This window comes from Amycolatopsis sp. NBC_01307 (genome assembly GCF_035975215.1).
Lineage (GTDB): Bacteria > Actinomycetota > Actinomycetes > Mycobacteriales > Pseudonocardiaceae > Amycolatopsis.
This window is the reverse complement of sequence record NZ_CP108403.1, coordinates 942,460-958,773: the sequence shown is the minus strand read 5'-3', so window position 1 is coordinate 958,773 and position 16,314 is coordinate 942,460. Positions and strand designations below refer to the sequence as shown.

Below are 16,314 nucleotides of genomic sequence, written 5' to 3'. Positions count from 1 at the left end.
GGGTTCACGACATGCCCAGTTCTTTGTCGAGCAGCTCGAAGATGTCGTCGCCGGTGGCCGACTCGAGCTCGGCGTCTGCCGTGTCGGCGCTCCGGTGCGCGTCGCTCCACTTCGCCAGCAAGCTCTGCAGCCGCAACGTGATCCGGGGCTGCTCGGCCTCGTCGTGGCCGGGCGCCAGCAGCAGCGCTTCGAGCCGGTCCAGCTCGCCGAGCACGGCCGGACGGGCCGTGGCGACGGGCTCGTCCAGCAGCGCCTCGCGCAGGTACCGGGCCAGCTCGAGGGGCGTCGGCTGGTCGAACACCAGTGTCGCAGGCAGCCGCAGCCCGGTGCCGGCGTTGAGCCGGTTGCGCAGCTCGACCGAGGTCAGCGAGTCGAAACCGAGCTCCTTGAACGGCCGGGCCGGGTCGACCTCGGCGGCCGAGAGGTGGCCGAGCACCGCGGCGACCTCGCCGCAGACCAGCTCGGTCAGCAACTGCTCACGCTCCACTTCGGACATCGCGGCCAGCCGCGTCTTCAGCGCGATCCCGCCGCCCGCGGAGTTTTCCGCGGCCCGGCGGGCGCGGTGCCGGATCAGTCCGTTGAGGACAGTGGGTACGCCACCGCCGGCGGCGCGGGCCCGCAACGCGGCCAGGTCCAGCCGCACCGGCAGCAACGCCGGTTCGGCCGAGGCCAGGCCCGCGTCGAACAGCGCCAGGCCTTCGGCGGCGGTCAGCGGCGGGATCCCGCCGCGGGTCATCCGGCGCACGTCGGCCTCGGTGAGGCTGCCGAGCATGCCGCCGCCCGCCCAGGGGCCCCAGGCCAGCGACGTCGCGGGCAGCCCGGTCGCCACGCGCCGCTGGGCGAGGGCGTCCAGGAACACGTTGGCCGCCGCGTAGTTGGCCTGCCCGGCGTTGCCGAACGTCCCCGCGACCGAGGAGAACAGCACGAACGCGGCCAGGTCGGCGTCCGCGGTCAGCTCGTGCAGCCGTTGCGCGGCAAGGGCTTTCGGCGCCCACACGGTGTCGAGCCGCTCGGGGGTGAGCGCCTCGACGGTGCCGTCGTCGAGGACGCCGGCGGTGTGCACCACAGCGGTGAGCGGGTGCTCGGCGGGAATGGTGCCGAGCACCGCGCCCAGCGCCGCACCGTCGGTGACGTCGCACGCCGCGACGGTGACTTCGGCGCCCAGCCCGGCCAGTTCCTCGACGAGGTCTTCGGCGCCACCGCGCCGGCTGAGCAGCAGCAGGTGCCTGAGGCCGTGCGTGGTGACCAGGTGCCGGGCGACCAGCCGGCCGAGCGCCCCGGTGCCGCCGGTGATCAGCGCGGTGCCCGCCGGGTCGAGCGGGCGCGGCACCCGCAGCACGACCTTGCCGACGTGCTTGGCCTGGCTGAGGTACCGGAACGCCTCCGGCGCATTCCGAACGTCCCATGTGGACAGTGGCAGCGGTTCGAGCGCGCCGCTCGCGAACAGCGCGAGGACGTCCACGAACAACTCGGCGATCCGGTCCGGTCCGGCGTCGATCAGGTCGAACGCCTGGTAACGGACGTCGTGCGCGGCGGCCACCTGCTCCGGGTCGCGGACGTCGGTCTTGCCCATCTCCAGGAACCGCCCGCCGGGCGCGGTGCTGCGCAGCGACGCGTCGACGAACTCGCCGGCCAGCGCGTCGAGCACGACGTGCATCCCGCCGCCGAACGACTGCTCGAACTCGAGCGTGCGGGAGCTGGCGAGGTGCGCGTCGTCCAGGCCCATCCCGCGCAGGGCGTCCCACTTGCCGGGGCTCGCGGTGCCGAAGACCTCGGCGCCGAGGTGCCGGGCGAGCTGGACGGCGGCCATGCCGACGCCACCCGCGGCGGAGTGGATGAGCACGCGCTCGCCCGCTTGGAGCGCGCCGAGCTGAACCAGCGCGTAGTACGCGGTCAGGAACACGATCGGCGCGGACGCGGCCTGCTCGAAGCTCCAGCCGTCGGGAATTGTTACCAGGTAACGGTTGTCGGACACCGAGACCGGGCCGAACCCGCCGGCGAGCAGGCCCATCACGCGGTCGCCCGGGGCCAGCCGGGTGACGTCGGCCCCGACCTCCAGCACGACGCCGGCGCCCTCGATGCCGAGCAGCCCGGCCTCGCCGGGGTACATGCCCAGCGCGTTCAGCACGTCGCGGAAGTTGAGCCCGGCGGCGCGGACGCCGACCCGGACCTCGTGGCCGGCGAGCGGCGCGACGGCCTCCGGGCTGGGCACGAGGACGAGGTTGTCCAGGGTGCCCTTGGCCCGGGTGTCGAGCCGCCAGGCGCGTTCACCGGACGGCGGTTGCAGCGCGCCGCCGCCCCGCGTGACCCGCGGGATGAACAGGTCCCCGCCCCGGATCGCGACCTGCGGTTCAGCGGTGGCGAGTGCCGCGTCGAGCAGCTCGCCGTCGGGGGCGTCGACGAGGACGAACCGGCCCGGGTGCTCGGCTTGCGCGGACCGGACCAGGCCCCAGACCGCGGCCACGGCCGGGTCCGCGTCTGTGTGCACCGCGCCGCGGGTCCGCAGCACCAGCTTCGAGTCGGCGAAGCGTTCTTCGGAAATCCAGCTCTGGACCAGCTCCAGGACCTCGGTGACGGTCTTCGCGTCGGCCACGACCAGTTCGGGCACTTCGTCGGCGATCTCGCTGAGCGGGACCGCGACGGCGACCGCGTCGGGCTTCGGGATCGGCGTCCAGGCGAGCCGGTACAGCGGCTCGGGTGCTGCGGGGCCGGAGTCCGCCACGGCCGAAACCGGGCGCAGCACCAGGGATTCGACGGTGGCGACCGGCGCCCCGGACGCGTCCGCGACCAGCAGCGACACGGCGTCGTCGCCGGACGGGGTCAGCCGGACGCGCAGTTTCGCGGCGCCGGCGGCGTGCAGGGTGACGCCGGTCCACGCGAACGGCAGCCGGGCCGGGCGCTCGCCGGGCTGGGCGAGCTGGTCGCCGGTGCCGAGGGCAAGCGCGTGCAGAGCCGAGTCGAGCAGGCCCGGGTGCAGGCCGAACTCCGCGGTGCCGGATGGCAGCGCGACCTCGGCGTAGATCTCGGTGGCCTTCCGCCAGGCCGCGGACAGGCCGCGAAAGCTCGGGCCGTAACCGAACCCGGCCTCGGTCATACCGTCATACAGACCGCTGACGTCGATGGGCTCGGCGCCGGTGGGCGGCCACACGGCCAGCCCTTCGGACGGCACGGCCGCTGAAGTCCCGAGCGCGCCTTCTGCGTGCAGGGTCCATTCGCCGCCGCCGCCGGCCACGCGGGCGTGGACGGTCAGCGGGCGGAGCCCCTGCTCGTCGGCCTCGCCCACGCGGACCTGGACGTCGACCGCCCCGTCCTCGGGCAGGACCAGCGGGGCGTGCAGGGTCAGGTCCTCGACGCGATCGTGGCCGGCCTCGTCCCCGGCCCGCACGGCCAGTTCGACGAACGCGGTGCCGGGCACCAGGATCGCGCCGCGCACCCGGTGCTCGGCGAGCCACGGGTGGGTCCGGGCGGAAAGCCGGCCGGTGAGCAGGAACCCGTCGTCGCCGGCGGTCGCGACGGCCGCGCCGAGCAGCGGGTGCCCGGCCGCGGCGACGCCCAGGGCCGACGGGTCGCCGGTGGTGGCTGCGCGCAGCGTCGGCCAGTGGCGGCGGCGCTGGAAGGCGTAGGTCGGCAGGGCGACCCGCGGGACCGCGGCGGGGAAGGCCGCGGACCAGCTGACCGGGGTGCCGTGGACGAACGCCGTCGCCAGGCCTCCGAGCAGCGCGGCTTCTTCCGGGCGTCCGGCGCGCTGGGTCGGCGCGAACACGGCGTCGCCGGTGACGCAGTCCTGGCCCATCGCGGACAGGACGCCGTCCGGGCCCAGTTCGAGGAAGCGGGTGACGCCGGCGGCCTCCAGCGTGCGGATGCCGTCGAGGAACCGGACGGCTTCGCGGGCGTGCCGGACCCAGTAGCCGGCGTCGAACTCCAGCACCGGCTCGCCGGTGACGGTCGAGACGATCGGTATAACCGACTGACCGTATGACAGAGAGTCAGCTATACCGCGGAACTCGGCCAGCATGGGATCCATCAGGGGTGAGTGGAACGCGTGACTCACGGTCAGGCGCTTGGTCTTACGATCCGCGAAGTGCTCCGCCACAGCTTTTACCGCAGCCTCGTCGCCGGAGATGACCGTCGAGTCCGGGCCGTTCAGCGCGGCGATGGTCACACGGTCTGACAGATATACCGAAACCTCGTCCTCGGTCGCCTGGATCGCCAGCATCGCGCCACCGGACGGCAGGGCCTGCATGAGACGGCCGCGCGCGGCGACCAGCGTCACCGCGTCGGCCAGCGAGAGGACACCGGCGACGTGCGCCGCGGCCAGCTCGCCGATCGAGTGGCCGGCCAGAAAGTCGGGCCGGACGCCGAAGTGCTCCAGCTGCCGGAACAGCGCCACCTGCAGCGCGAACAGCGCGGGCTGGGTGTAGGCGGTCTGGTCGAGCAGCCCGGGTTCGCCGAACATGACCGTCTGCAGTGGACCGTCCAGGTGGGTGTCGAACTCCGCGCACACCGCGTCCAGTGCCGAGGCGAAGACCGGGTGCGTCTCGTACAGTTCGCGGCCCATGCCGGCCCGCTGGCTGCCCTGGCCGGTGAAGAGGAACGCCGTCCGGCCGGTCGCCGGGGCCGTCCCCTCGATCAGGCCGGCGGCCGACTCGCCGCGGGCCAGTGCGCCGAGACCGTCGAGCAGGGCGATGCGGTCATCGGCGAGTACGACCGCGCGGTGTTCGTGGACGGCACGGGTGCCCGTCAGGGCGGCGCCGAGGCCGGCCAGGCCGACTTCCGGCTGGTCTTCGAGCTGGGCGCGGAGGCGCTGGGCCTGGTCGCGCAAGGCGTCGGCGTTGCGGGCCGACAGCACGAACGGGGCCGTCGAAAGTTCGGTTTCCGAGAACTCCACCGCCGCCGGTGCCGGAGCCTGCTCGAAGACCGCGTGGGCGTTGGTGCCGCTCATGCCGAACGACGAGAGGCCGAACCGGCGGGGCGCGCCCGTCTCCGGCCACGGTGTCGGCTCGGTGACCAGCGCTACCGACCCCGCCGACCAGTCCACGTGGGACGACGGCGCGTCGACGTGCAGGGTCTGGGGCAGCACGCCGTGTTCGACCGCGAGCACCATCTTGATCAGCCCGGCCACCCCGGCCGCGGCCTGGGTGTGCCCGATGTTGGACTTGACCGAACCGAGCCACAGTGGACGTTCGCGGTCACGGCCGTAGGTCGCGAGCAGCGCCTGCGCCTCGATCGGGTCGCCCAGCTGGGTCCCGGTGCCGTGCGCCTCGACGACGTCGACGTCCGAAGTGGACAGTCCGGCGGCCGCGAGCGCCTGGCGGATCACGCGTTGCTGTGACGGGCCGTTCGGCGCGGTGAGTCCGTTGGACGCGCCGTCGGAGTTGACGGCGGAACCGCGCAGCACCGCGAGCACCGGATGCCCGTGGCGCTGGGCGTCGGAAAGCCTTTCCAGCAGGACCATGCCGGCGCCCTCGCCCCAGCCGGTGCCGTCGGCCGCGTCGGCGAACGCCTTGCAGCGGCCGTCGGCGGCGAGGCCGCGCTGGCGGGAGAACTCGATGAACGCCGCCGGGGTCGCCATCACCGTCGCGCCGCCGGCCAGCGCCAGCGAGCACTCGCCCGACCGCAGGGCTTGGGCGGCGAGGTGCACCGCGACCAGCGAAGACGAGCACGCGGTGTCGACGGTGACCGCCGGGCCCTCGAGTCCGAAGGTGTAGGCCAGCCGCCCGGACACCACGCTCGCCGCGTTGCCGGTGGCGACGTGGCCCTCCATCGCCTCGACCGAGGCCATCAGCAGGTTGACGTAGTCCTGGCCGTTGGTGCCGGTGAAGACGCCGGTCCGGCTGCCGCGCACCGTGCGCGGGTCGACGCCCGCCCGCTCGAAGACCTCCCACGACGTCTCCAGCAGCAACCGCTGCTGCGGGTCCATGGCGAGGGCCTCACGCGGGCTGACCCCGAAGAACGCCGCGTCGAATTCCTCGGCGCCGTCGAGGAACCCGCCCGAGCGCGAGTAGCTGGTGCCGTGGTTGTCCGGGTCAGGGTCGTAGAGCGCGTCGGTGTCCCAGCCGCGGTCGGCGGGGAAGTCCGAGACGGCGTCGCCGCCGGCGCGCAGCAGGTCCCAGAACTGTTCGGGGGTGCGGACACCACCGGGGAACCGGCAGCTCATGGCGACGATCGCGATCGGCTCGGTACCGTCCACAGCGGACTCGACGATCTCGTCCACAGTGGATTCATCGAACAGCTCCGCGGCCAGCAGGTCGGCCAGCGCGAGCGGGTTCGGGTGGTCGAACACCAGCGTCGCCGGCAGCCGCAGGCCGGTCGCGGACTCGACCAGGTCACGCAGTTCGACGGCCATGACCGAGTCGAAACCGAGCTCGCGGAAGGCGCGGCCGGGCTCGACCGCGTCGGTCCCGGCGTACCCGAGCACCCCGGCGACCTGGTGGCGCACCAGGTCCAGCAGGACGGCCGAACGCTCCGAGGCAGACGCCCCGGCGAGCCGACGCTGAAGGGCCGAAAGCTCCTCGGGCTCGGCGGCGGGCCTGCTGTCCAGTGCCGCGCGGACCTCGGGCAGCTCACCGAGCAGGGGGCTGGGCCGGGCCGCGGTGAAGCCGGGCGCGAAGCGCGCCCAGTCGACGTCGGCGACCGTGACGACCGGGTCGTCTCCCGCCACCGCCCGGGCCAGCGCGGTGACCGCGAAGCGCGGCGCCATCGGCGTCACGCCCCGGCGGCGCAGGTGCTCGGCGGCGTCGCCGGTCGCCATCCCGGCCTCGGCCCACGGGCCCCACGCGACCGACGTCGCGGGCAGCCCGGCGGCGTGGCGGGCCTGGGCCAGCGCGTCGAGGAAGGCGTTGCCGGCGGCGTACGCCGACTGGCCGGCGCCGCCCCAGGTGCCGGCGATGGAGGAGAACAGCACGAACGCGTCGAGTTCGCCCAGCAGTTCGTCGAGGTTCGTGGCCCCGGCGACCTTCGCGCCGACTACGTCGGCCAGGTCGGCCGGCGACATCTCCTCGAAGGCCTGGGCCTGGGCGACGCCGGCCGCGTGCACGACGGCGTTCACCGGGTGCTCGGCCAGCAGCGCGGCAAGGGCGTCGCGGTCCGCGATGTCGCAGGCGACGATCTCGACGTCCACATCGGACAGTTCGGCACGCAGCTCTGCGGCACCCGGAGCGTCCGGGCCGCGGCGGCTGGTGAGCACCAGCTTGGTTGCGCCGTTCGCGGCGAGCCAGCGGGCGACCTCGGCGCCGAGCGCGCCGGTGCCGCCGGTGACCAGGACGGTCCCGCGCGGCGTCCAGACGCCGTCGCGGCCGGTGGCGCGGGTGAGGCGGCGGGCGAAGAGACCATTGGCGCGGACCGCGATCTGGTCTTCGGCACCGACCCCGGCCAGCACGCCGGGCAGCCGCAGCAGGGCGCGGGGGTCGAGGTCGCGCGGGAGGTCGACGCTCCCGGCGATCCGGCCGGGGTGTTCGAGCGCGACCGCGCGGCCGAGCCCGGCCACGGCGGCCTGGGTGGCGAAGGCCCGCCGGTCCCCCGCCGGACGGTCCGCCCGGCCGACGGCCACCGCACCCCGGGTGACCAGCCACAACCGGGCCGCAGCGGCGACGCCGCCGAGAGCCTGGGACGGTGCAACACCACCCGGAATCGCAGCGTTCTTGTCGCTCGTGGCCGCCACGTCACTCAGGGCCTGGGTCGGCGCCATACCGTCCGGGGCCCCCGCGTTCGCACCGGTGATGTCGCCGAGGGCCTGGGCCAGGGCCGCGGTTGCCGTGATGCCGTCCGGGAGTCCGGCGTTCCCGCCGGGGTCCGCCGTGGCTAGCAGCGACAGGACGCCGGAGACCGGGCCTTCGGCGAACGCCTCGCGCAGCAGCTCGGCGAAGGTCGCGCGGTCGGTCGTGATCGGGACGCGCAGGATCCGTGTCCCGGCGCCGGCTTCGGTCAGGGTGTCGACGACCGCGGCGAGGGTGTCCTCCTCGCCGTCCGGGGCGACCAGCAGCCAGGTGCCGCCGACCCGGTTCGCGGCCGCGGGCAGCGGCTGCCAGGTGATGCGGTAGTGCCAAGTGTCCGAAGTGGACAGTTCGGTGCGGGATCGGCGCCACGCCGACAGCGCGGAGACGACTGGGCCGACTTCACCTTCGGGCAGGGTGAGTATGCCGGCGAGTGCTTCGACGTCCTCACGCTCGACGGCGTCCCAGAATCGTGCTTCGCCTTCGTCGACCGGGCCGGTCGACGAGACGGCCGGGACGTCGAGCCAGTAGCGCTGCTCCTGGAAGGCGTAGGTGGGCAGGTCGACGCGGGCGGCGGGGCCGAAGACGGCGGTCCAGTCGACCCGGGCACCGCCGGTGTGGGCGGCGGCGAGCGCGGTCAGCACCGTGCGGGCGGCGGGACGGCCTTCGCGCAGCGCGGCGGCGAAGGTGCCGGTGCCGGTGCCGGTGCCATTGGCAGCGGTGGCGGCGGTGCCGTCCAGGCACTCCGGGCCCATCGCGGCGAGCACGGCGTCCGGGCCCAGCTCGACGAACGTCGTGACCCCGCGGGCCTCTAGTGTCCGCATGCCGTCGGCGAAACGGACGGCCTCACGCACGTGCTGTACCCAGTACTCGGCGTCGAACTCGGTGACCAGCTCGCCGGTGACGTTCGAGACTATCGGTATAACCGTCTTACCGTATGACAGAGACTCAGCTATACCGCGGAACTCCGCCAGCATCGGATCCATCAGCGGCGAGTGGAACGCGTGACTGACGACCAGGCGCTTGGTCTTGCGGCCCAGGTCGGCGAAGTGTGCGGCGACCGCCAGGACGGCGTCCTCGTCGCCCGAGATGACCGTCGAGGCTGGGCCGTTTATCGCGGCGATGGTCATACCGTCTGACAGATATACCGACACCTCCGCCTCGGTCGCCTGTAGTGCCACCATCGCGCCACCCGACGGCAGGGCGTCCATCAAGCGGCCGCGTGCGGCGACCAACTTGACCGCGTCGGCCAGCGACAGCACCTCGGCCATGTGCGCCGCGGCGATTTCGCCGACGGAGTGGCCCAGCAGGTGGCTCGGCCGCACACCCCAGTGCTCGAAGAGCCGGTACAGCGCGACTTCCAGCGCGAACAGCGCCGGCTGGGTGTAGGCGGTGCGGCCGAGCAGATCGGCGTCGGCCGATCCTGCTTCGGCGAACATGACCATCCGCAGCGGCCGGTCCAGGTAGGCGTCGAACTCCGCGCACACCGCGTCCAGCGCGGCGGCGAACTCGGGGTGGACGTCGTAGAGGTCGCGGCCCATGCCCGGACGCTGGCTGCCCTGGCCGGTGCACAGGAACGCGGGCGCGACGCCGGTCGCCGCACCGCGGACGACGTTCGCGGCCGCCGATCCCCCGGCGAGGGCCGTCAGGCCGCGGACCAGCTCGTCGGTGTTCTCGCCGACGACCGCGGCGCGGACGTCGAACGCCGAGCGCGCGGTGGCCAGCGCGTGGCCGATGTCGTGCGGGTGCCCGGCGCCGGCGTGCTCCAGCAGCCGGGACGCCTGTGCGCGCAACGCGGCTTCCGTCCGTCCGGAAAGGACCCAAGACACCGGGCCGTCGGCGGGGGCGGGCAGCTCGGGTGCCGGGTCGCCCTGTTCCAGCACGGCGTGCGCGTTGGTGCCGCTGATGCCGAACGACGACACGCCGGCGCGACGCGGACGTCCCGTCGCGGGCCAGTCGCGCGTGTCGCGCAGCACCTCGACCGCGCCGTCCGCCCAGTCGATCCGGGTGGACGGGCGCTCGGCGTGCAGGGTCTTCGGCAGTGTGCCGTGCCGCATCGCCATGACCATCTTGATGATTCCGGCGACACCGGCCGCGGCCTGCGTGTGGCCGAAGTTGGACTTGATCGAGCCGAGCCAGAGGGGGTCCCCGGCGCGGTCGCGGCCGTAAGTGGCCAGCAGGGCCTGCGCCTCGATCGGGTCACCGAGTGACGTGCCCGTGCCGTGCGCCTCGACGGCGTCCACATCGGACAGTTCCAGGCCGGCCGCGGCGACCGCCTGGCGGATGACCCGCTGCTGGGCCGGACCGTTCGGCGCGGTCATGCCGTTGGACGCGCCGTCCTGGTTGACCGCGCTGCCGCGGACCACCGCGAGGACCGGGTGCCCGTTGCGGCGCGCGTCGGAAAGCCGTTCCAGCAAAAGCATGCCGACGCCCTCGCCCCAGCCGGTGCCGTCGGCACCGTCGGCGAACGACTTGCACCGCGCGTTCTCGGCGAGCCCGCGCTGGCGCAGGAACTCCATGAAGATCGTCGGGGTGTTCATCACGGACACGCCGCCGGCCAGCGCCATCGTGCATTCACCGGTGCGCAGCGCCTGCGCGGCCAGGTGCAGCGCGACCAGCGACGACGAGCAGGCCGTGTCGATGGTGACAGCTGGGCCTTCGAGGCCGAAGGTGTAGGCGATGCGGCCGGACGTGATGCTGCCCGCGCCGCCGTTGCCGAGGTGGGCACTGTACTCGTCGAGACCGTCCGAAGCGTAGAGCCGAGAACCGTAGTCGTGGTACATCACGCCGGCGAACACGCCGGTCCGGGAGCCACGCGCGGCCGCCGGGTCGATCCCGGCGCGCTCGAAGGCCTCCCACGTCGTGGTCAGCAGGAGCCGCTGCTGCGGGTCCATCGCCATCGCCTCGCGCGGGCTGATGCCGAAGAACTCCGGGTCGAAATCGGCGGCGTCGTAAAGGAACCCACCCTCGCGGGCGAAGCGGGTGCCGTCGCCGTCCGGGTCCTGTCCGTAGAGCAGCTCGGGGTCCCAGCCGCGGTCGGCGGGCAGCGCGCCGATGGCGTCGGTGCCCGAGGAGACCAGCTGCCACAGGTCTTCCGGCGTCCGGACGCCACCGGGATAGCGGCAGCTCATCGCGACGATCGCGATCCGGTCGTCCGCGTCATCCACAGTGGACTTGACGCGCCGGGTGGGCACGATCTCGCCGGTACCGAACAGTTCCCCGCGCACGTGCCGGGCCAGCGCGAGCGGCGTCGGGTGGTCGAAGACGAGGGTCGCGGGCAGCCGCAGGCCGGTCGCGAGGTTGAGGCGGTTGCGGAGGTCGACCGCGGTCAGCGAGTCGAAACCGAGGTCCTTGAACGGCTTGCCGTCCCGCACGGCTTCGGCGGACGCGTGGCCCAGCGCGGCGGCCGCGGTGGTCCGGACCAGGTCGAGCAGCGACTGCTCGACCTCGGCCTCGCCGAGGCCGCTGAGCCGTTCGCGCAGCAGAGATTCGTCTTCGGCGGCACCGGCCGTGGTGCGGCGGGCCGGAGCGCGGACGAGCCCGCGCAGCAGCGCCGGCACTGTGCCGGGCTTCGCCGTCGAGGTGGCCAGCCGGACCGGCACGAGCAGGGCGTCGCCGCTCCCGGTGGTCAGGTCGAACAGGGCGAGGGCGTCTTCGGTGGGCAGCGGCTCGATGCCGCCGCGGCTCATCCGGCCGAGGTCGCCGTCGTCGAGGTGGCCGGTCATGCCGGACGCCTGCGCCCACAAACCCCAGGCCAGCGACGTCGCGGGCAGCCCGGCGGCGCGCCGGTGCGCGGCGAGCGCGTCGAGGAAGACGTTGGCGGCGGCGTAGTTCGCCTGTCCCGGACCACCGAAAATCCCGGCAGCGCCGGAGAACAGCACGAACGCGCGCAGCGGCCGTCCGGCCGTCAGTTCGTGGAGGTTCGCGGCGGCGTCGACCTTCGGGCGCAGCACGGCGGCCAGGCGTTCGGCGGTCAGGGACTCCACGGTCCCGTCGTCGAGCACGCCCGCGGTGTGCACGACCGCAGTGAGATCCTCGGTCCGCGCCAGCAGCGCTTCGAGGGCGTCGCGGTCGGCGACGTCGCACGCCGCGATCTCGACGTCGGCGCCCAGCGCAGTCAGCTCCTCGGCCAGCGACGCGGCGCCGTCGGCGGCGAGGCCACGACGTCCCACGAGCAGCAGCCGCCGGACGCCGCGCTCGGCGACGAGGTGGCGAGCCACGAGCCCGCCGAGAGTGCCGGTGCCACCGGTGATCAGGACCGTCCCATCCGGACCGAACACTGTCTCGTCCACATCGGACACCGTGTGCCGCGCCAGGCGCGGGACGTACGCGACGCCGTCTCGCACGGCCAGCTCGGCCTCGTCGGCGGCGAGTGCGGCCGGGAGCAGGTCGAGCAGGCTGTCCGGCGTAACGGCGTCGAGGTCGGCGACGGCGAAGCGTCCCGGGTGTTCCGAGCGCGCCACGCGCAGCAAGCCCCAGACCGTCGCCGCGGCGGGGTCGTCACTGCCGTCCGGGCCGAGCGCGCCGCGGGTCACGAAGACCAGGCGGGAGCGGTCGAACTTCGGCTCCGCGAGCCAGGCCTGGACCAGGTCGAGGGTGTCCTGGGCGGCCCGGTGCGCGGCGGCCGCGAGCCCGTCTCCCCCACCCGGCGCGACCACGACGAAGTCCGGTGCGCCGCCTTCGCTCGACGCGGCGAGCGCGGCGAGATCGGTCCAGGAGGCGACCGAGCCGCCCAGCGGCGTGCCGAGCTGCGCCCAGGTGGCCGAACCGTCCACAACGGACAGCGGCAGCTCCGGCCAGTCCACTCGGTACAGCGCGTCCCGGACGCGGCCGGCGTCGCCGATGGCCGCGGCGTCGACCGGTCGCAGGACCAGCGACTCGACCGCGGCGACCGGCCGGCCGCTCGGGTCGGCGACGTCGAGGGAGATCGTGTCCGGCCCGGCGGGGCTCAGCTTGACGCGGATCGCGTCGGCCCCGGCCGCGAAGAGCGTCACGCCGGTCCAGGAGAACGGCAGCAGCCCACGTGCGGAACCGGTCAGACCGACGCCGTGCAGCGCGGCGTCGAGCAGGGCCGGGTGCAGGCCGAACCGGCCGGCCGTCGGCTTGACCGCGTCGGGCAGGCGGACGTCGAGGTAGAAGTCGTCGCCGGCGCGCCAGGCGGCGTGCAGACCGCGGAAGGCGGGCCCGTACTGGAAACCGGCGGCGGCGAAGGCGTCGTAGAGGCCGTCGACCGGGACCACCTGCGCGCCTTCCGGCGGCCAGGTCACGGTGTCGATGGGCGCCGGGGTACCGGACGTCGTGAGGGTGCCGGTGGCGTGCCGCGTCCACGGCTCGTCGAAGGCGGCGTCGGCGGGCCGGGAGTAGAACTCGATGGTCCGCGGGTCGCCGGCGCCGACCGTCACCTGCAGTGTGACGCCGCCGCGCGCGGGCAGCACCAGCGGCGCTTCCAGGGTCAGTTCGGCCAGCCGGTCGCAGCCGGCCTGGTCCCCCGCCCGCACGGCCAGCTCGACAAAAGCGGTGCCGGGGAACAGGATCGTGCCGCCGACGGCGTGGTCGGCCAGCCACGGCTGGGTGTGCGCGGAGAGCCGGCCGGTGAACAGGAAGCCGTCGCCGTCGGCCAGCGCGACGGTGGCGCCGAGCAGCGGGTGCGCGGCCGCGCCGAGCCCGGCCGAGCCGAGGTCGCCGGTGCGGATCGCGGAGACGTCCGGCCAGAACCGGCTGGGCTCGAAGGCGTAGGTCGGCAGGTCGGCGCGTTCGCCGGTGCCGTACAGCACCGCCCAGTCGGGCACGACGCCGCCGGCCAGCGCCTCGGCCAGCGACAGGTGGAACCGGCCGAGGCCGCCTTCGCCGCGGCGCAGGGTCCGCAGCGCGGCCGCTTCGACGCCTTCGTCCTCGAAGATCTCCTGCAGTCCCACGGTAAGCACCGCGTGCGGCGCGACCTCGACGAACGCGCCGACCTCCTCGGCGAGCATGACGCGGACGGTGCCGTCGAACCGCACGGTCTCGCGCAGGTTGCGGAACCAGTAGCGGACGTCGAGGGTCGCGGTGTCGATCCGCTCGCCGGTGACGGTCGAGTAGAACGGCACGTCGGTCGCGCGCGGGCGGACCGGTGCGACGGCGCGTTCGAACTCTTCGCGCAGTTCCTCCAGCTGCGCCGAGTGCGCGGCGTAGTCGACGGCGACGCGCTTGGCGCGCACGCCGTCGCGCTCACACCGGGCGAGCAGCGCGTCGAGCGCACTGTCGTCACCGGAGACGACCGTGCTGGCCGGACCGTTGACCGCGCCGATGGACAGCGGGCCGTCTGCGATGAGGGCCTCGACGTCGGCCTGCGGCAGGGCGACGGAGACCATGCCGCCGCGGCCGGACACCCGGAGCACCAGGCGGCTGCGCGTCACGATGACCAGGGCACCGTCCTCAAGGGACAGTGCGCCCGCGGCGACCGCGGCGGCGATCTCGCCCTGGGAGTGCCCGACGAACGCGTCGGCGGTCACGCCGTGCGCGCGCCAGACCTCGGCGAGCGAGACCATCACAGCCCACAGCACCACCTGCTGCACGTCCACGCGGTCCACTTCGGATGGTGCGCCCTCGGCGCCGGTGACGACGTCGAGCAGCGACCAGTCGACGAGCGGGGCCAGCGCGGCGGCGCATTCGCGCATCCGGGCGGCGAAGACGGGTGACGCCGTCATCAGCTCGCGGGCCATGCCTTCCCACTGCGCGCCGGCGCCGGGGAAGACGAAGGCGGTCCGGCCGGAGCCGGTGACCGCGGCGCGCGTGGCCGTCGTCAGATCGTCCAAAGCGGACAGCAGCGCGTCCCGGTCGGAAGCTTCCACGACGGCGCGGTGTTCGAAGGCCGCCCGTGTGGTGGCGAGCGTGCGGGCGACGTCCACAAGGGACAGTCCCGGGTGCGCGGCGAGGTGGTCGCGCAGGACCTCGGCCTGCCGGGTCAGCGCGGCCTCGGTGCGGCCGGACAGCAGCAGCGGCAGGGTGCCGCCGACGGGAGCCCGGTGCTCTTCGGGGGTTTCCGGCTCGGGCGCCTGCTCGATGATCGCGTGCGCGTTGGTGCCGCTCATGCCGAACGACGAGACGGCCGCGCGACGCGGTTCGCCGGTCTCCGGCCAGGTCCGCTCCTCGGTGAGCAGCTCGACCGCGCCGGCCGCCCAGTCGACGTGCGGGGTGGGCTCGGTGACGTGCAGGGTCTTCGGCAGGACGCCGTGCCGGATGGCCTGGACCATCTTGATGACGCCGCCGACGCCGGCCGCGGCCTGCGAGTGCCCGATGTTGGTCTTCATCGAGCCGAGCAGCAGCGGGCGTCCGTCCGGGCGGTCCTGGCCGTAGGTGGCGAGCAGCGCCTGGGCCTCGATCGGGTCGCCGAGGGAGGTGCCGGTGCCGTGCGCCTCGACCGCGTCGACCTGCCCGGCCGACAGCCGCGCGTTGGCCAGCGCCTGCAGGATGACCTTCTGCTGGGCCGGGCCGTTGGGGGCGGTGAGGCCGTTGGACGCGCCGTCGGAGTTGATCGCCGTGCCGCGCACCACCGCGAGCACGGGGTACCCGAGGCGACGCGCGTCGGACAGCCGGGCCAGCAGCAGCATGCCGACGCCCTCGGCCCAGCCGGTGCCGTCGGCGGCGGCGTCGAACGCCTTGCAGCGGCCGTCCGGCGCGAGCCCGCGCTGGCGGCTGAACTCGATGAACGCGCCCGGCGTCGACATCACGGTGACGCCGCCGGCCAGCGCGAGCGAGCACTCGTCACGGCGCAGCGCCTGCGCGGCGAGGTGCAGCGAGACCAGGCTCGACGAGCACGCGGTGTCGACGGTGACGGCGGGGCCTTCGAGGCCGAAGCTGTAGGCGACCCGGCCGGAGAAGACGCTCGCCGCGCTTCCCGTCGCGACGTGCCCTTCAACGCCTTCAGGCGCGTCGGCGAGAAGCGTCGCGTAGTCGTGGCTGGTGGTGCCGACGAAGACCCCGCACTGGGTGCCCTTCAGCGAAGCGGGGACGATCCCGGCGCGCTCGAAGGCCTCCCACGACGTCTCGAGAAGCAGCCGCTGCTGCGGGTCCATGGCGAGCGCTTCACGCGGCGAGATGCCGAAGAACGCGGCGTCGAACCGGCCTGCTTCGCGGAGGAAGCCGCCTTCGTTCGCGTAGGTGGTGCCGCTGTGGTCGGGGTCCGGGTCGAAGACGGCGTCGGTGTCCCAGCCGCGGTCCTCGGGGAACGGGCCGATGACGTCGCGTCCCTCCGAGACCAGCTCCCAGAGCTGTTCCGGGGTCCGCACGCCGCCGGGGTACCGGCAGCTCATCGCGACGACGGCGATCGGTTCCTGCGTCCGGTCCTCGAGGCTGCGCAGTTTCTGCCGGGTCTGGTGCAGGTCGGCGGTGACCCACTTCAGATAGTCACGGAGCGTCGCCTCATCGGCCATCGCCGCACACCTCACTTGTCGCCGTGTCTGCGTCCCCCGGCTTCGTTCGGTGCGCGCGGTTCCCGTGGTCTTTCCCGTGGTCACAGCGCTGCCCCGACGAACCGGTGCCAGGGAAACCTATGAATCCGCAGACTCCCGCGACAACCCTTAGCGACCCCCTACGCCCCTAGGCGAACCCGGCTCCGACCTGC

The 16,314-nt window shown here is 74.0% G+C and carries 1 protein-coding gene; it reads right to left on the bottom strand.

All coding sequences use genetic code 11. The features are described from left to right. Positions 1 to 4: 4 nt before the first annotated feature. Positions 5 to 16,123, bottom strand: a complete 16,119-nt coding sequence (locus OG439_RS04175) for an SDR family NAD(P)-dependent oxidoreductase (protein ID WP_326947990.1) — start codon at positions 16,121 to 16,123, stop codon at positions 5 to 7. Positions 16,124 to 16,314: the final 191 nt, after the last annotated feature.